The organism is Streptomyces sp. NPDC007205 (assembly GCF_040634095.1).
Taxonomy (GTDB): domain Bacteria; phylum Actinomycetota; class Actinomycetes; order Streptomycetales; family Streptomycetaceae; genus Streptomyces.
Genome location: NZ_JBEYEW010000004.1, coordinates 340933 through 357612 on the forward strand (window position 1 = coordinate 340933; position 16680 = coordinate 357612).

Annotated in this window: 18 protein-coding genes and 1 pseudogene; 5 read left to right on the forward strand and 14 right to left on the reverse strand. The window is 69.4% G+C overall.

The features are described from left to right. Window position 1 precedes the first annotated feature (1 nt). A complete protein-coding gene (locus tag ABZ624_RS10280; protein ID WP_360084807.1) occupies window positions 2-1390 on the forward strand; it encodes a dihydrolipoamide acetyltransferase family protein in 1389 nt (462 codons plus the stop codon). 89 nt (window positions 1391-1479) lie between these two features. Here the strand turns inward: ABZ624_RS10280 and ABZ624_RS10285 are convergent, their stop codons facing one another. The 8 genes from ABZ624_RS10285 to ABZ624_RS10320 form a co-directional block, all read right to left on the reverse strand. Continuing rightward, a complete protein-coding gene (locus ABZ624_RS10285) occupies window positions 1480-2478 on the reverse strand; it encodes a Bro-N domain-containing protein (protein ID WP_360084810.1) in 999 nt (332 codons plus the stop codon). Between the two features lie 209 nt (window positions 2479-2687). Next, window positions 2688-3368 carry a contact-dependent growth inhibition system immunity protein gene (locus ABZ624_RS10290; RefSeq protein ID WP_360084812.1) on the reverse strand — a complete coding sequence of 227 codons (681 nt, stop codon included), beginning with the start codon at window positions 3366-3368 and terminating at the stop codon, window positions 2688-2690. Between the two features lie 20 nt (window positions 3369-3388). Continuing rightward, the gene (locus tag ABZ624_RS10295) at window positions 3389-3730 is read right to left on the reverse strand and encodes an RNase A-like domain-containing protein (protein WP_360084815.1); all 342 of its coding nucleotides are present in this window, start codon (window positions 3728-3730) and stop codon (window positions 3389-3391) included. A gap of 69 nt (window positions 3731-3799) precedes the next feature. After that, window positions 3800-4360, reverse strand: coding sequence for a hypothetical protein (locus ABZ624_RS10300; protein WP_360084818.1), 561 nt, complete (start codon window positions 4358-4360; stop codon window positions 3800-3802). A gap of 69 nt (window positions 4361-4429) precedes the next feature. Continuing rightward, the gene (locus tag ABZ624_RS10305) at window positions 4430-6187 is read right to left on the reverse strand and encodes an RNase A-like domain-containing protein (protein WP_360084821.1); all 1758 of its coding nucleotides are present in this window, start codon (window positions 6185-6187) and stop codon (window positions 4430-4432) included. Then, window positions 6187-6498, reverse strand: coding sequence for a WXG100 family type VII secretion target (locus tag ABZ624_RS10310; protein WP_360084824.1), 312 nt, complete (start codon window positions 6496-6498; stop codon window positions 6187-6189). Before ABZ624_RS10310 ends, ABZ624_RS10305 begins: the two co-directional genes overlap by 1 nt. Window positions 6499-6557: 59 nt before the next feature. Then, window positions 6558-6983, reverse strand: coding sequence for a WXG100 family type VII secretion target (locus tag ABZ624_RS10315; protein ID WP_360084827.1), 426 nt, complete (start codon window positions 6981-6983; stop codon window positions 6558-6560). Between the two features lie 166 nt (window positions 6984-7149). Then, window positions 7150-7893: a peptidase E gene (locus ABZ624_RS10320; RefSeq protein WP_360084830.1), complete on the reverse strand. Its 744-nt coding sequence runs from the start codon at window positions 7891-7893 to the stop codon at window positions 7150-7152. A 154-nt stretch (window positions 7894-8047) separates the two neighbouring features. Between ABZ624_RS10320 and ABZ624_RS10325 the strand changes: the two are divergent. After that, window positions 8048-8371: pseudogene (locus tag ABZ624_RS10325) on the forward strand (lipid II flippase MurJ); the annotation flags it as partial. Between the two features lie 454 nt (window positions 8372-8825). On the opposite strand, the gene ABZ624_RS10330 reads toward ABZ624_RS10325, so the two are convergent. The 3 genes from ABZ624_RS10330 to ABZ624_RS10340 all read right to left on the reverse strand — a co-directional run bounded on the left by ABZ624_RS10330 (window position 8826) and on the right by ABZ624_RS10340 (window position 11166). Then, window positions 8826-9809 (reverse strand): DUF1648 domain-containing protein, encoded by a 984-nt coding sequence (locus ABZ624_RS10330; RefSeq protein ID WP_360084833.1) that lies wholly within the window; start codon window positions 9807-9809, stop codon window positions 8826-8828. Continuing rightward, window positions 9806-10156, reverse strand: a complete 351-nt coding sequence (locus ABZ624_RS10335; RefSeq protein ID WP_360084836.1) for a GntR family transcriptional regulator — start codon at window positions 10154-10156, stop codon at window positions 9806-9808. Before ABZ624_RS10335 ends, ABZ624_RS10330 begins: the two co-directional genes overlap by 4 nt. Before the next feature lie 98 nt (window positions 10157-10254). Further along, on the reverse strand, window positions 10255-11166 hold the full coding sequence (locus ABZ624_RS10340) for a D-alanyl-D-alanine carboxypeptidase (protein WP_360084839.1): 912 nt from the start codon (window positions 11164-11166) through the stop codon (window positions 10255-10257). 186 nt (window positions 11167-11352) lie between these two features. On the opposite strand from ABZ624_RS10340, the gene ABZ624_RS10345 reads away from it, so the two are divergent. Beyond that, the gene (locus tag ABZ624_RS10345) at window positions 11353-12027 is read left to right on the forward strand and encodes a GntR family transcriptional regulator (protein ID WP_360084842.1); all 675 of its coding nucleotides are present in this window, start codon (window positions 11353-11355) and stop codon (window positions 12025-12027) included. Beyond that, a complete protein-coding gene (locus ABZ624_RS10350; RefSeq protein WP_360084845.1) occupies window positions 12024-13331 on the forward strand; it encodes an MFS transporter in 1308 nt (435 codons plus the stop codon). The genes ABZ624_RS10345 and ABZ624_RS10350 overlap by 4 nt, the downstream gene beginning before the upstream one ends. Window positions 13332-13364: 33 nt before the next feature. Here ABZ624_RS10350 and ABZ624_RS10355 read toward each other — a convergent pair whose 3' ends face one another. Beyond that, a complete protein-coding gene (locus tag ABZ624_RS10355) occupies window positions 13365-14189 on the reverse strand; it encodes a maleylpyruvate isomerase family mycothiol-dependent enzyme (RefSeq protein WP_360084848.1) in 825 nt (274 codons plus the stop codon). A 182-nt stretch (window positions 14190-14371) separates the two neighbouring features. Between ABZ624_RS10355 and ABZ624_RS10360 the strand changes: the two genes are divergently transcribed. After that, window positions 14372-15166, forward strand: coding sequence for a carbon-nitrogen family hydrolase (locus ABZ624_RS10360; RefSeq protein ID WP_360084851.1), 795 nt, complete (start codon window positions 14372-14374; stop codon window positions 15164-15166). 3 nt (window positions 15167-15169) lie between these two features. Here the strand turns inward: ABZ624_RS10360 and ABZ624_RS10365 are convergent, their stop codons facing one another. Together ABZ624_RS10365 and ABZ624_RS10370 are read right to left on the reverse strand one after the other, a co-directional pair. After that, window positions 15170-15664, reverse strand: coding sequence for an LURP-one-related family protein (locus ABZ624_RS10365; RefSeq protein WP_360084854.1), 495 nt, complete (start codon window positions 15662-15664; stop codon window positions 15170-15172). 31 nt (window positions 15665-15695) lie between these two features. Then, window positions 15696-16664 carry a helix-turn-helix domain-containing protein gene (locus ABZ624_RS10370; RefSeq protein WP_360084857.1) on the reverse strand — a complete coding sequence of 323 codons (969 nt, stop codon included), beginning with the start codon at window positions 16662-16664 and terminating at the stop codon, window positions 15696-15698. Between the last annotated feature and the right edge of the window lie 16 nt (window positions 16665-16680).

Below are 16680 nucleotides of genomic sequence, written 5' to 3' on the forward strand. Positions count from 1 at the left end.
CGTGACGACGATGACGGAAGCGTCCGTACGCGAGTTCAAGATGCCGGACGTCGGCGAGGGACTCACCGAGGCCGAGATCCTCAAGTGGTATGTCCAGCCGGGTGACACGGTCACCGACGGTCAGGTGGTGTGCGAGGTCGAGACCGCCAAGGCGGCCGTCGAGCTCCCCATCCCCTACGACGGTGTGGTCCGCGCCCTGCACTTCCCCGAGGGCACCACGGTGGACGTGGGCACGTCCATCATCGCGGTGGACGTGGCGGGCGGCGCGGCGGCACCGGTGGCGGAACAGCCCGAGGCCGAGCCCGCTCAGCCGGCCGAGGAAGAACCGAAGCCGCAGGGCCGCCAGCCGGTCCTCGTCGGCTACGGCGTGGCGACCTCCTCCACCAAGCGCCGCCCCCGCAAGGGCCCGGAGGTCACCGTCCCGGCCCCCGCCCAGGCGATCCAGTCCGAGCTGAACGGCCACGCGCCGGCCACCGAGAAGCCCCGCCCGCTGGCCAAGCCGCCGGTGCGCAAGCTGGCCAAGGACCTCGGCGTCGACCTGCACACGGTCAACCCGTCAGGCCCCGACGGCGTCATCACGCGCGAGGACGTCCACGCGGCGGCCACGCCGAAGCCGGCTGAACCGGTGCCGGCTCCGGTCGCTCCGGCCTCCGCCGTGACGCCGGCGCCGGTCGCCTCGTACGACGGCGCGCGCGAGACCCGCATCCCGGTGAAGGGCGTCCGCAAGGCCACGGCGGCGGCGATGGTCGGCTCGGCGTTCACGGCTCCGCACGTCACGGAGTTCGTGACGGTCGACGTGACCCGCACGATGAAGCTGGTCGAGGAGCTCAAGCAGGACAAGGAGATGCAGGGCCTGCGGGTCAACCCGCTCCTGCTGATCGCCAAGGCCCTGCTGGTCGCGATCAAGCGGAACCCGGAGATCAACGCGTCCTGGGACGAGGCGGCCCAGGAGATCGTGCAGAAGCACTACGTCAACCTGGGCATCGCGGCGGCCACCCCGCGCGGCTTGATCGTGCCGAACATCAAGGACGCGCACGACAAGACGCTCCCGCAACTGGCCTCCGCACTCGGCGAGCTGGTGTCGACGGCGCGGGAGGGCAAGACCTCGCCCGCGGCCATGCAGGGCGGCACGGTGACGATCACCAATGTGGGTGTCTTCGGTGTCGACACCGGCACGCCGATCCTCAACCCCGGCGAGTCGGCGATCCTCGCGGTCGGCGCGATCAAGCTCCAGCCGTGGGTCCACAAGGGGAAGGTGAAGCCCCGTCAGGTCACCACCCTGGCGCTGAGCTTCGACCACCGCCTGGTCGACGGCGAGCTGGGTTCCAAGGTGCTGGCGGATGTGGCGGCGATTCTGGAGCAGCCGAAGAGGTTGATTACTTGGGCGTGACGGTCCCGGGTGGGTAGCCTCGACGCGTTGAAGGGACGGCCGCAACATCGACTTGCGGCCGCCCCTTCTTCTTTTTTGAGGCCCGGCTCTCAGGCCTGGTGGAGCACGTACACCGGCGCTCCGTCCTCGGCTCCGCCGCGCGATCGGATGCAGGCGTGTTTGCGCAGCAGACGCAGACATTCGTTGACGCGGTGCACGGAGAGTCCCGTACGGGCCGCGATGGATTCCAGCGGCTCTCGCAGCTCGCCCGTTTCGACGAGAACGGGGGCGATCACTACGGCCACGGCCCACACGTCCTCTGTCACGGAGAGACGTTGCCGCCAGTCGGCCAGTACGGAGGCCGTGGTGGGCAGTTCCCTGCCGCGCTCACCAGGCGTCCAGCGGCCCGGCACCAGGGCGTCGAGCCGGTCCGCGATCCGTTCCATCGCCCGGACCATGGCCTGCTGCACGGCGAGGGTGGCTTTCTGGGTGGCCAGCATCTCCCGCTGCAGGGTCAGTGATTCATGCTGCAGGGCCAGCGTTTCCTGCTGCAGCTCGATCGATTTGCGCTGCCCGTTCGCCAACTCCTCGTCCAGCTGGAGGTTGTGCGCCTCCAACCGGACGATGGCCTCGGCGACCTGCTCGGGCATGGCGTACGCGATCGGAGCGCCCGGTTCGGCGGGCTGCACCTCGGCCTCTTCCAGGGTGTAGGAACCGTCCCGCTGCACAGTCTCGATCACCTCGGCGGCCCACTGCTTGAAGGGGGCGCAGGCGGGCTTGGTGCAGGCGTTGACGAGATGGATGAGACCCTGCAGAGAGATGAGGTTCAGGTCTCGGCGCCACTCCCTGCCTGCGGGAATGCTGAGACCGTAAGCTCCAGTTACGGTCTCGAGAATCTCTCGATGCCCTTCGGGCACGTGATCGGCGAGAGCTTGCCGAGAGTTGGTGTGCCCAAGCTCCTTGCACACATCCACCGCCGGAAACCAGTGACTCCCGTCCGGCATGGTCAGCCTCCGCACGCGGGCTCCGGTCGCCGCGTAGGCGAAGTCACTGATGTCGATCGCCTCGTGCCGTTCGGACGAGTCGGGTCGCTTGCTGGGTTCGCTCATGTGAACCACCTCCGCTGCGGAACGTAGAGCGGAGAAAATCGAATATGCCAGCTGCAATCGTCATATTCACGATTGAGGGTGAAGCTTGCCGGAACAGGAAGACAGCGGGCGTGGGCGTCTAGCCAGGCGGAGCGGCGGTCCAGCAGCCGTCCAGTTCCGGGGCCTATGAGGCAGTGCGAGCTCTTCCTCGTGGCGTCGTCCCGCGTCGATCACGTGCCGGGACGGTATTCGGCGCGCGGCAGGGCAAGTTGCCCGGCGACGAGCGCCAACCAGCCGCTCGGCGAGTACGGCGCCGGTGGATCGACCTCCATGCCGAGCTCGGCAACGGCAAGTGCGTAGTCGCTCTCGTCCAGCTCCAGGGCCAGCAGCTCATGGAGCTCTCCGACGAGCCGGGCTACGAGCTGGGGGTCTGTGGAGCCCCGATAATCATCGACTGCCGCATCGGGGTCGGTGAATTCGTCAGGCATGTCCTGGGAGAACCAGCCGCCGAGGAACTGGCCGAGTTCGGGGAAACGGGCGTGCCATTCCCAGTGGGTGACGGGGCACGCCGGTGGCGGGACTTCTCCACTCTCGATGCTGTGCTTGATGTGATCGGCGAGGCAGTACAGCCACTGCTGGATCTCGTCCTGGGGCAGGCCGACATCGGGGATGGGATAGAACTCGCCGAGTCGGAGCCTGAGCCGTCCCGGTGGGTTGTCGGCGTAGTCCCGCAGCTGCCGCTCTGCGACGGCGAGGGCCCAGGGGCGGGTGTGCCAGGTGTGGCGGAGATAGGCGGTCAGGGCTTGGCTGGGCTTGTCGGGGGTGTCGTCGGCCGGCTGACCGAGGTAGGCACGCATGACCTGGTCGAGTTCGCCGTAGCGGCGGTCGTGTTCGAGGGGGCTCAGGGGCACGGTTGTCTGCCTCTACGGGTCTACAGGTAGATCGGGAACGTGGAGTGGACGGCGAAGCCGTGCGGACGGGAGGCATCCCGTTTCAGGATCACCCTGGCGGCGCGCACGTCGACCGGCTCCCGGCCCGCGAGCATCATCGCCTGCAACAGGACCCGCCCGACCGGCTCGGAGCGGGACGGCCAGGAGGCCTCGATGGTCAGACGGGGGCGCGTGGACCGGGCGAGCCAGCGGTGGATGACCTGTTCGTTGGCGGTGACGACCTGCTGCGTGGCCCACTGGGCGGTCTCGCGATCGGGATACGTAGCACTGCGGGTGGGCACCAGGGCGGGCGTTTCGGAGGGGGCGACGGTACCTTCGTTCATGTCACCGGTGTTGTTCATGGAATCCGTCCGGATGGCTCAGGGGAATTTCGATTGCTTTGACGACCGCTTTCATGTGGCATCGAAAGACCAGAAAATGCCCACTTCAGCGTCGGACACCGCCATGAGGCCGACGTCGCGATCGTGCTCGCTGAACGGGTCGCATCCCGTGATGGGAAGGTAGAAGTCCGGTGCGGCACCGGACCGGTAGCCGGTGTTGGTGTAGAACACGGTCGACTGCTCGGGGAAGCGGGCTAGAAGGACGGCCGCCTTTTCCTCCAGGCCGGGGCGTTCGGTGTCGAAGTCGGGCTCAGAGGTGATGTCCAACCAGTTCGTCGAGAGCGCGACCAGCAAGCGGTGCGCGGAGGAACGAGGAATACGCCGAAGCCTGGACGGCCAGTCGAGTCCTGGAGGCACGAAGGGCGCCAGCCAGTCCGGCCGCCACTCCTCGTCGCTTTCCGAGTAGAACTCCAGCGATCGCCACGAACGGGGATCTGGGACCTCTTTCTTGAGCAACGCGAGGGCATCCAGGGACCAGTCCTCGTGCCTGCGTGGTCCCACCACGACGATCGAGTACCGCCGCTCGTACATGGTCAGGGCATCTGCCCAGGCCGAGGCATCAGGCGATGTCATTGGCACGTCCAGACGAATGATCGATGGGCAACGGGGGGCTCACGAGGCGATCTCCAGCTTAAGCTTCCGTCACTTCGGCATGGAGGTGACAACGACGAAGGGGGGATTCAGGCCGTCGACGTATTTGAGGCGGACCTGCACGCCATAAGCATCCGTGACCGGGGTCGGCTGTCCGTTGTGCACTACGGACGTACGTCCGGTGACCGGCATGACGGCCGGCGGCCTGTGTGGAGCCGGACCCACCGAGGGGACCGAGAAGATCTCGCTGGGCGGCTGCGGTGGTCTGCCGGTGGCCAGCCAGGCGTCGATGTCCGCGCTTTTCTCGCGGATGCAGTACTGGGTGTACTTCTGGGCGGATGGCAGGTCCGTGAAACTGGAGGCCGCCGGGATGGTGGGCGTGCCACTGCTGTTTGCCTGGTCCCTCAGACGTTGGAGCAGTTGGGCATCCGTCTTGCCGACATGTTTGTCGATGGTGTGACCGCCGTAGAGGTTTTCCTCCATGGCGAGGTCGAGGGTGTATTTGTAGGGGAACGGGTTTTCCCCGTTGATGAGCTTGTGCTCCTGCTTGAATTCGTTCAGCGAGCGGCCGCCGAACGCCTCGGCCCTGGCTTCCTCTGCTATGAAGGTCGGCGCGCTTCTGAGGGCTTCGTCCAGCTCCCATTCCAGGGCGAGCAGCGTGGTGGCGGCTTCGTGAAACTTCTGCTGGTAGATGTCGACCGCTTTGTCCGCTGCTGCTCGGTCCATGTGCTGTCGGAAGGTCCAGACCAGCTTCCCGAACATGGCAGTCGCGGCGAGCTCGAGCAGCTCCACCGCATCGAGCCCCGTTGTCAGGTCCTCCACCATGCCGTGGGCCGCCTTCTTGGCCAGATTGGTGGTGGTCTCGCGGCAGGTACGTGCGGCCTCGGCCAGTTCGGTACAGCTCTTGTGCAGGGTGTCAGCGGTGTGGTGCAGGACCTCCAGGATCGGCCGGCGCTGCGACGGTGCCACGTTTCCCGATGTCTTCCAGCTGCGGGCACCCTGATGAGGCTGGGCCATCTGGCCCTGCGTGTTCCGACTCCGGCCCCAAGCGGTGGTCCCCCAGATCGACTGGCAGAACGACTTCATCGCGCTTTGCCACTCGTTGTTTCCATGGGGGTCCGTTATGTATTCGATGGCGGAGATGAAATTGTCACCGGCCTTCAGCGCGGTTTTTCCGGCCTCTTCCCATGCGGTGGCCATGCCCTTGAGGTCGCCTTCGTCGGCGCCAGGGGTGATTTCATGGGTCTTGCCCAGATTGAGCCCGTACTCGATGGCAGGCCGGATGACGCCCGCGAGGAAGTCCGGGATCTCGCCGAGGGCTCCAGAAATCGCCCATGAGTCGGCGTCTTGGCCGGTCCCGGACCACTTGATGTCGTTGATCTTTCCGTAATCAGGTGCTTTTTCTATGACAGCGGGAGGCGTGTGGCGAGGCGGAGGCCCGTACATGCCGCGCGCGGCCCAGTCCGCGGACTGGTAGTTGTTGGCGGTTATGGTCAGGCCGACCGCGACACCACCGACGCTCACCACGCTGGCCGACCAGACCGCGATGAACTTTTCGGCGATCTTCATATAGGCCTTGGCGAAGGCATCGGGCCCCGATCCGGTCCCCGCCGACTGACTGTACTGATTCAGGGCGCTCACCAACGTCGTCGCGCCCTTGTCGTAGTCGAACTGCCCGTCGCGCACCACGGCCGACGTGTAGTACAGGTGCTGCGGCATCAGATCGAATCCGCCGCCGGAGTCGGGGTCCGCCGTTTTGAGCTGGTCCCGTTCCTGCCGGCGTTCGGTATCGGTCGGACGGCTTGCCATCAGGCCGCCCCCCAGCCGCGCAGCACCGCCTTGTGGGCAGCCGCGTAGTTGGCGTGGCCGGTGGTGACGTACCCGTGCAGCCACTTCTGCGCCGCTTGGAGGTCCTGGGCGTAGTGGTCCCATTCGTCGAGCTTCTGCACGAAGATCTCGCGGGCCTCCCCCTTCCAGGAGACGACGACCGGCTCGACGCGGTCGTAGAGGTCGCCCAGTTTGCCGTTGAGCTGCTTGAGGATGTCCTCCAGTTCGACGGCCAGTTCGTGGAGCGTGGCGAAAGAGACGGCTATGTGGTCGCCGTCCGAACCGGTCGACATGACTCCCCCTTGGTGTCGGTAACTATGCTGCTAAGCAGGCCCGGTTGAAGCCAGACCGGTCAGTAGCTGTCCAGACTGCTGCGCGGCTGTGCCGCTGTGCCGTCGGCTCCGGTGTTCGGCGTGGAAAGCTTGCCGACCTCGCTGTCGACGTCCACGTGGATCCGGCGCATCTGTTCGAGCACGTGCAGGTCGTCGGAGCTGAAGCCGTCACGGCTCAGCCGCACGGCCTCCTCAATCTGCTTCATCACTTCCCGAACGTGTACGGCGTCCTTGGCCGCCGCGCGGTGGAACTCCCGGTACGCCGTCGCCGCCGGGCCGCGCCAGCCGGCCTCGATACGGTCGACGAGTTCATCCATGCGCCGGACCTGCTTGTTCAGGTGGTCCTGCATGTCGTCGAGGTCTTGCGCGAGTTTGGTGAGGTCCTGAGAGGACACATGAAGGTCGGCGCCGTTCCCCTGCGCCGAGCCTGCCACCCGACCATCCATGCTGCCTGTTCCCCCCGTTGGGCATCGCTGGAGTCCTGCCGCTGGGACGATCCTACGAATCCGAGGGGCGCGGCGCGAGGACGATACTGTGTAGGCCTTGTCGACAGCGGTAACCCCATCGCGCGGGCGGCGCTGCTGAACCCGCTCCGCGGACGCCCATGCCGTGTCATCCCGGCCTCGAACAGGGGCAGAGTGCTTCGCCGAGCAGCCGACAAGGCAATGCGTGCTCCTCGGCCCTACCGTCCCCGTCCGGCTCCACCCGGAACAAGCGGGCCCGCGGCGTACGTGTCACCGCTTCCGTCAGGGCACCGTCCGTGAAGAGCACGCCGACGCCGTCCCCCACCGCCCACCCGGCAGGGGGCGCGCCCGTTGCCACGGCTGCTCGGTAGGAGGAGCGGCGGCCCGGCTCGCTGTCGTAGTGGGGGCAGACCGAGCCCGGGAGGAGGCCCAGGCCGTCCGGCAGGAAGGTCAGCGGGCCGAAGGAGTCGGTGTGTGAGCCCTCGGCCCAGCAGTTGGCGCCGGCGCTGATGCCGCAGAGCAAGGTGCCATGGTCGTAGGCCTCACGCAGCAGCCGGTCCACGCCGTGTGCCCGCCACACCGCCAGCAGGTTCGCGGTGTTGCCGCCCCCTACATAGAGGACGTCCTGAGCGAGGAGGAACTCCCGCAGCGCGTCGTCGTCGAGTTCCCGTCGGAACAGCGGCAGGACACCGGGCTCGCAGGAGCGGGGCCTGAACGCGGTGAGGAATCGGCCGATGTAGGCGGGGGCGTCTCCGCTGGCCGTGGGGATGAAGCACACCTTGGGCCGTGCAGCGCGCGTGTGGCCGAGTACCCAGTCGTCCAGCAGGCCGTCGTCGTCCGTGGAGAACCCGCCGCCGAGAAGAGCCAGACGGCGTGCGGCGATGACAGACACGGGTGCGCCTCCTTGGCGGACGGGGTCGCGAGAGCGGACGCGCAGCCGGTGATCCCAACTGCCTTAGGTTTAGGGCATGGTAACGGGGGAGAAGACCGCAGCCCGGCACGCGAAGCCCAGGGCTGAGGCGGGCGTTGGGCGGGCCTCTGTACTCATGGCCGGCGGTACCGTCGTGTCGCGGGCCAGCGGGCTGGTCCGGACGGTGCTGCAGGGGGCCGCGCTCGGGACGGGGCTGCTGGCTACCACGTACAACGCCGCCAACACCGTGCCGACCAGCCTGTACACCCTGCTGATCGGCGGTGCGCTCAACGCCGTGCTGGTGCCGCAGCTGGTGCGGGCCCGGGCGACGCACGCCGATGGCGGACGGGCGTACGAGCAGCGGCTCGTGACCCTCGTCGTCAGCGTGCTGGCCGTCGGGACCCTGCTCGCCGTGTGGGCGGCACCGGAGATCGTGGGCCTGTACATAAGGGATACGCCGTGGTGGGCAGAGCGCTGAAGATCGGCGAACTTCGACGGATTCCCGGGTTCCGCTGACGACACGGCGGGGGGAAGAGGAACCGGGGCGAGCGACAGCAGGTATGGGGCTCGATGCACAGCTCCCCCACCGCCGTACCGGGAGGACCGACCGGCAGCCCTGCGGGCGATCGCGCGGCCGTGCTGGGACTGGCCATACAGCCGGAGTACGGGGGCCGGTTCGACGCCTACACCGGACAGTTCAGCCTCCGCTTCCGGCTTCTTGGCCGGGGAGTCACGGATGGCACCGCACACCGGACGCCCGCTGCCGAACGACGAGCCTGCCGAGCACCGGTGGCCGACCGCCCGCGGCACCCGGCTGCATCTGGCGAGCACGGCGGCATCGGTACCGCGCCGCTGATGCGGCACGCCTCCCCGGCGGCTCCATGACCAGGGGGCTCGGGATACCCATGCCCGGCTCAGGCCCGCTGCCGCAGCGCGTTCAGCAGGGCCGCGCCCCGTTCGGCGTCGTCCACGCTCACCGCGAAGTCCGTACGGCGGCCCCGGGGGCGTACGACCAGACAGTCGCCGGCGCGGAGCATCACCGTCGTGCCGAGGCCGCTGAGGCGGTAGCCCCAGCCGCCGACCTGGGACGGCAGCCGGTGCTCGGCCCGTGCGGACTCGATGGCGGCCGGGGACCAGCGGCGGGCGGGCCAGCCGAGCGGGCCGAACGACACCTCCAGGCCCGCTTCCGACACCTTCGCCTGGACCGAGGAGAACGCGGCGCCGGCGAGCGCGGTGACGCAGCAGCACCCGCACACCAGCCGCAGGGCGGTGGGGTCCGCCAGGCCGACGGCCAGGGCCACCAGGGCGCCGGCGGCGATCAGGCCGGTCAGCGCGGACAGCAGCTGCAGCCAGGGGTTGGCCGCGCGGGAGAACCACACCAGCCGCTCGCCCTCCGGCAGGTTCAGTCCAGGGGTGCCGGGGAGCGGCGCGGTACCCCGCCGGGTGCTCCATCGCCAGGCCAGCACGCCGGCGACCGCTGTCACCGCGAGGATCAGCACGATGTCCAGGGCCGGCTGGCGGGCGTCGTGCCAGTCGGCGCGGTCGAGGTTCGCGCGGACGGTGGACGCCTGCGCGCCGACGAGCGCCGCCGCGGTGGGCGCCAGCGCTATCGCCCGCCAGGAGCGTGCGGCCGGCCAGGAACGTCGCCGGCGCACGCTCAGCGCGAGGGTGATGAGCAGCCAGAACCCGGCCGGGAACAGGGAGTCCGCCCACAGCGGCATCGAGCCGTCGGGGGTGGCGCCGCCGCCGCTCCAGTGGGTCGCCAGCCGGTCCGGCAGCCGGTCGTGCGCGGCCCAGGGCAGGCCCGCGAGCAGCGCGGCGACGGCCGCCGTGCACCCGGCGGGCCCCCAGCGGGTGGCGCGGCTCCGGCCGCCTTCGGGATCGTCCTCGTCCGTCATGTCGTCGTCCCCCGGATCATCTGGATGAGGTCGGTGCGGCTGTAGCCGAGCCGGGATGCCTCCGCGATCAGCTCCCGCACCCTGATCTGCAGTCCGGAACGCCGGGCGGCTCCTTCGGCCACGGTGATCCCGCGGCCCCGGCGGAACTCCAGCAGGCCTTCGTCCCGCAGTTCGCGCAGGCCGCGCAGGACGGTGTTGACGTTGATGTCCAGAGCCGTGGAGAGATCGCGGGCCGAGGGCAGGCGGTCGCCGGCGCGGCACTCGCCCTCGGCGACGGCCCGCCGGATCGCCGCCGCGACCTGCTCGTGCAGGGGGCGGGTGTCGGTCTTGTCCAGACGCAGCAGCATGGTGCCAATGACACTAGCACCATCGGTTTCATCCCGTGTACAGGCAACGCAACGGGCCCGCCGCTTTTCGCGACGGGCCCGTCAGTGCTTGGTGGTTGTCAGCCCAGCCTGGCGAAGCTGTAGTTGAGGAGCTTCGTGGCGTCCGCCGCACGCTGCGCGTACGAGGTGGAGGCCAGGACCGTGCCGATGACCGTCCTGCCGTTGCGGGTGGCGGCGAAGACGAGGCAGGCACCCGCCTCGGGGCCGGAACCGGTCTTCACGCCGATGGCGCCGCCGTAGCTGGAGAGCAGCGTGTTGGTGTTGGTCCACGTCTGCATGGTGCGGGTGCTGCCCGTCCTGGTGATCGTCTTGGCGGTGTACGCCTTCGTCTTGACGATCGTGCGGAACGTGGAGTTCTTCATCGCGCTGCTGGCGATCAGCGTCAGGTCGCGCGGCGACGAGTAGTTGTCGCCGTTGCCGATGCCATCGAAGGAATCGAAGTGCGTGTGCTTGAGGTTCAGGCTCTTCGCGGCGGCGTTCATCTTGCCGATGAAGTTGCTCACGCGCGCGGCACGGGTCGAGCCCGAACCGTAGGTGTCGGCGAGCGCGTAGGCGGCGTCGCAGCCGGACGGCAGCATCAGGCCGTACAGCAGCTGGCGGACGGTGACCTTGTCGCCGACGATCAGATGCGCCTGCGAGGCGTTGTTCTTGACGACGTAGTCGCTGTACGCCTCCTGGATCTTCACCTCTTTGTCGAGGTTGAGGTTCGACTGTGCGAGCACGACCCTGGCGGTCATGATCTTGGTGGTGGAGCCCGTGGACAGCGGCGTGTCCATCTTCTTGTCGAACAGCGTCGAGTGGTTCGCGTTGTTCATCACATAGCCGCCCTTGGCCACGATCGAGGGCGTCGTGACGGCCTGAGCGGGCGCCGCGGTGAGGGCACCGGTCGCCAGCAGTGCGCCGGAGGTGACGGCGACAGCGGCGGCTCTGCGGAGACGTGTGCTGCGTGTGCCCTTGATGCCGGTAATCAAAGTGGAATACCCCGATTGTCGTGAATGCCCCTGAAGTGCGGCCCTGTTGATGTGGCGGGAGCAAGGGCCGCACATGTGAGACACGTAAGTAGCACAGAAAGTTGTGACGTTGCTGCGGGCGATTTCGTCACGTCCGGATACTGGACGCCGCTGCCTGTGCGTACGTGTTGTATCTATCCTGTGGACATGAAGACGGCCGTACAGCAGCCCGCACGCCGGCACGACAAGCCCCCGCCCGCCGCCGACCGTGTGTACGCCCACGTCAAGCAGGGCGTCCTCGACCGTCGCTATGAAGGCGGGACCCTGCTCACCGAAGGCGAGCTGGCCGAGGCCGTCGGGGTCTCGCGCACACCCGTGCGGGAGGCGCTGCTGCGGCTGGAGGCCGAGGGCCTGATCCGGCTCTACCCGAAGAAGGGCGCCCTGGTGCTGCCCGTCTCCGCGCAGGAGATCGCCGACGTGGTGGAGACCCGCCAGCTGGTCGAGGAGCACGCCGCCCGCAAGGCCGTACCCGCCCCGCCCGGCCTGCTGGAGCGGCTGACCGAGCTGCTGGAGCTGCAGAAGGCACAGGCCGCCGCCGGTGACCTGGCCGCGGCCGCGGTGACCGACCGCTCCTTCCACGCCGAGATCGTGCGCAGCGGCGGCAACGAGATCCTGTCCCGGCTCTACGACCAACTGCGCGACCGGCAGCTGCGGATGGGCGTCGCCGTCATGCACTCCCACCCCGACCGGATCGCCAAGACGCTCGCCGAGCACGAGGAGATCCTGGACGCGCTGCGCACCGGGGACGCGGAGGCGGCCGTCGACGTCGTGCACCGGCATGTGAGCTGGTTCTCGCACCTCGCCCGGGGTGAGGTGCGATGAGCAGTCCGTCGAGGAACGTCACTCTTCCGGGTGATCCGCCAGGCGGCCGGCGCGCCGTCACCGTGTGGTCCATAGGCGTGGCGGTCTACTTCGTCGCCGTCATCTTCCGTACGTCGCTGGGCGTGGCCGGTCTCGACGCGGCCGACCGCTTCCATGTGAACGCCTCCGCCCTGTCGACGTTCTCCATCCTCCAGCTGCTGGTCTACGCGGGCATGCAGATACCCGTCGGCCTGCTGGTCGACCGGCTCGGCACCAAGAAGGTGCTGAGCATCGGGGCGATCCTCTTCACCGCCGGGCAGCTGGGCTTCGCCTTCTCGCCCTCCTACGGCACCGCCCTCGCCTCCCGCGCCCTGCTGGGCTGCGGTGACGCGATGACCTTCATCAGCGTGCTGCGGCTCGGCAGCCGCTGGTTCCCGGCCCGGCGCGGGCCGCTGGTCGCGCAGCTCGCCGGGCTGGTCGGCATGGCGGGCAACCTGGTCTCCACGCTGGCCCTCGCCCGGCTGCTGCACGGCATCGGCTGGACCCCGGCGTTCGCCGGCAGCGCGTTCGCGGGGGTCGTCGTCCTCGTCCTGACCCTGCTGTTCCTGAAGGACCACCCCGACGGACACGAGCCCGAGCCGTCGCCGCACCAGGGCGCGGCCTACGTCCGCCGGCAGATCGCCGCGGCCTGGCGTGAGCCCGGCACACGCCTCGGGCTGTGGGTGCACTTCACCACCCAGTTCCCGGCGATGGTGTTCCTGCTGCTGTGGGGCCTGCCGTTCCTGGTCCAGGCACAGGGGCTCAGCCGCGCCACGGCCGGTGAGCTGCTCACCCTGGTCGTGCTGTCCAACATGGCGATCGGGCTCGTCTACGGCCAGATCGTCGCCCGGCACCACTCGGCGCGGCTGCCGCTGGCGCTGGGCACGGTCGGGACGACCGCGCTGCTGTGGGCGGCGACGCTGCTGTATCCCGGTGAGCACGCGCCCATGTGGCTGCTGGTCGTGCTGTGCGCGGTGCTGGGTGCCTGCGGGCCGGCCTCGATGATCGGGTTCGACTTCGCGCGGCCCGCCAACCCGCCCGAGCGACAGGGCACGGCGTCCGGCATCACCAACATGGGGGGATTCGTCGCCTCGATGACGACGCTGTTCGCGGTCGGGGTGCTGTTGGACGCCACCGGGGACGACTACGCCGTGGCGTTCAGTGCCGTCTTCGTGCTGCAGGCGCTCGGGGTGTCCCAGATCCTGCGGCTGCGGGGGCGGGCTGCCCGGCGGGAGCGGGAGCGGTTGGTCGCCAGCCGGGTGGAGACGGTCCACGTCCCCGCATAGGTGCCCGGTGCCGGTGCCGGGTGGGGTCGCCTGCTACGGCGTCACCGCGAAGTTGCGCAGGATTGCCGCCGCCACGTCCTGGTCGCCCTCCGTCTTCACGCGGTCCGCCGCCGCCTCCGGGGTGACGCGGCCGCAGGCGAGGCGGACGTAGGTCTCCCAGTCGAGGGTGAGGGTGGCGGCGGGGCCGAGGGCCGGGGCGGTTTCCAGGGTGCCGCGGCCCTGGATGTCGACGCGTATCGTGCGCAGGAACTCCACCGGGCCGTGCACGTCGAACACGATCGCCGAGCTGCGCGGCGCGGCCGCGTCCTTCGCGACGACCCGGGGCAGCGCCTCCAGCAGGACGTCCCGCACCACGTAAGCACCCGGCGAGTCCAGGTTGCCCGGCCGGCCGAGCGCCGTGCGCAGGTCCTGCTCGTGCACCCACAGGTCGAACGCGCGGGTGCGGTAGGCCTGTTCCAGGGTGATCTGCGAGCCCAGCGGGCCGCGTACCGTGGTGCCGGGGTCGCGGTTCTCGTTGCGCAGCTGGCGGTTGCGGCGGATGACCGTGTACTCCAGCTCGGCCGTCATCTCCGGCGCCGTGTGGTGGCGGCGGACGTCGACCTGCATCTCCATGTACCGCTGGTGCTCGGTGGTGACGTGGAAGAGGTCACGGGGGAGCGAGTGGATCGGGCGCGGGTCGCCGAGCATCTCGCAGTCCAGGCCGATCACATGGGACACGATGTCCCGCACCGACCAGCCCGGGCACGGGGTCCGCCGGTTCCACTCGCCTTCCGCGAGCGACTGGACCATCTCCGATATCGCGTCGATGGAGTGGGTCCAGGCGTCGGCGTAGGGCTGGAGGGTGGGATGCAGACTCACGGAACGGGACCCCTCGGCGGTCGGTACACGGGCAGGTTGTGGCGGCGTTGCCAGCGGGCGGCGGCTGCACTTCGGCGGGCGTCTGGGAGGCTAAGTTACGCTGCCTGCAGGCACCCCGGCAGTGCTTTCGTGTGACGATCGTAGGCCTGTGTGGACGACTCGAATGCCAGGACGGTGGTAGTGTGCGCGCCTCGCTGATCCAGATCGCCGTGAACGAGGACGAATCGGTCGACTCCCGGCGGCAGCGGGTGGCCGCGCTGGTGCGGGAGCAGGCCGGGGCCGACCTCGTGGTCCTGCCCGAGCTGTGGACCACCGGTGCCTTCGCCTACGAGGAGTTCGGCCGTGCGGCCGAGCCGCTCGAAGGGCCGACGTACGAGGTCATGGCCAAGGCGGCGAGCGACGCGGGCGTGTGGCTGCACGCGGGGTCGATTCCGGAGCGGGACCCGGACGGCCCCCTCTACAACACCTCTCTCGTCTTCTCCCCCTCCGGTGAGCTTGCCGCCGCCTACCGCAAGATCCATCGCTTCGGCTTCGACAAGGGCGAGGCCGTGCTGATGGGTGCCGGGCGGGCCCTGGTGACGGTCCGGCTGCCCGGGACCACGCTCGGCGTGGCCACCTGCTACGACCTCCGTTTCCCCGAACTCTTCCGCTCACTCGTCGACGCCGGCGCCGAGACCCTGGTCATCCCGGCGGGCTGGCCCGAGCGGCGGCGTGCGCACTGGACGCTGCTGGCTCAGGCGCGGGCGGTGGAGAACCAGGCGTTCGTGCTCGCCTGTGGAACGGCCGGTACCCATGCGGGAGTTCCCCAGGCGGGTCACTCGATCGTGGTGGATCCATGGGGCGAGGTGCTGGCCGAGGCGGGCCCGGACGAGGAGGTCCTCACCGTCGACCTCGACCCGGCGAAGGTGGCGACGACGCGCGAGCAGTTCCCGGCTCTGAAGGACCGGGTCCTGGGCCTCGACCCCCCGCGTCGCTGAGGGTCAGTGCTCCTCCCGCTCCTTCTGCGCCAGGTGGATCACGCACACCGCCACCGCGATCAGCAGGGCCGGGTCCGCGTCGTCGCGGACGATGTCGACGCCGTAGGTGTCCCTGAGCGACAGGAAGCGGCGGGAGATCACGGCGAGGAGTTCGCCGTCGTACTCGATGGCGAACTCGTGGTCGAGGATCTTGCCACTGACGTCCAGCTCCGTGCCGTCGGCCAGGGACACCCGGTAGTGGTTGCGCAGCAGGGAGAGCCGTTTGCGCCTGATCGTGGCCAGGCCCTCGCCGTCCCGCTCGATCACCATGGTGTCGCGCAGCGCGAACATCTTCTGGTGGATGTCGACCAGGACGCGCCCCTGGGCGTCCTTCAGCTCGAAGGTGTCCCGCAGCCGCATGGCCTTGCCGTCGACGAGGAACACCTTCCGGCCGTGCTCGTCCTCGATCCAGTAGTCGTCACCGATGCCGAGGAGCCGGTCGCGTACGAGGAGTCTCATGCGGTGACCGTTCCCCGCCGCACGTCGATCCTCACGGTCCCGCCGGCCCGAAACGCCTGCGGTAGCCCGATGGGCTCAGCCCCGTCTCCCGGCGCAGCCGGGCCCGCAGATTGGCTGCCGTCCCCAGGCCGCTGCGGGCCGCGACGACGTCCAGGCGCTCCTCGCCCCGCTCGATCAGCCGGCAGGCCAGCGCCACCCGCTCCGCGGTGAGCCAGGCCAGCGGGGTCGTGCCCAGCTGGGTACGGAAGCGGCGGTGCAGCGTGGCGGGGCTGACGGCCGCGCGGGCGGCGAGGTCCGCCACCGTCAGCGGCTCGCCCAGCCGTTCCTGCGCCCAGGCCAGCAGCGGGCCGAGCGACGCGTCGGGCACGTCGGGCACCGGTCGCTCCACGAACTGCCGCTGGCCGCCGTCCCGGTGGGCGGCGAAGACGAGGCGCCGGGAGACATGGTTGGCGATCTCCGCGCCGTGGTCGCGGCGTACGAGGTGCAGGCCCAGGTCGAGCGCCGAGGCGCTGCCGGAGGCGGTCAGGATGTCGCCGTCGTCCACGAAGAGCACGTCCGGCTCCAGGCGCGCCCGGGGGAAGCGGCTGCGGAAGGCCTCGGCCCACATCCAGTGGCAGGCCGCCCGGCGCCCGTCCAGCAGCCCCGCCTCCGCGAGGGTGAAGGCGCCCGAGCAGAAGCCGACGAGCCGGGCGCCACGCGCGTGTGCCCGGCGCACGACGTCGAGGACGCGCTCCGTGCGCGGGACCTCGGTGTCGGGCCGGTTCGGCACGATCAGCGTGTCGGCGTCCTCGGCGGCCTCCAGCCCGGCGACCCCGGTGAGCGTGAAGAAACCGTCCCGCATCCGGGTCTCGGGCTCGGCGGCGCACAGCCGGAAGTCGTACAGATCCCGCCCCAGTTCGGGCCGCCGCAGCCCGAAGATCTCGATGGCGCAGCTCATCTCGAACGGGTTGGAGTTCTCGTCGACCACCAGCACGACGCGGTGAGAGGATCCTTGCGGCATATGCGATTCCTAGCAC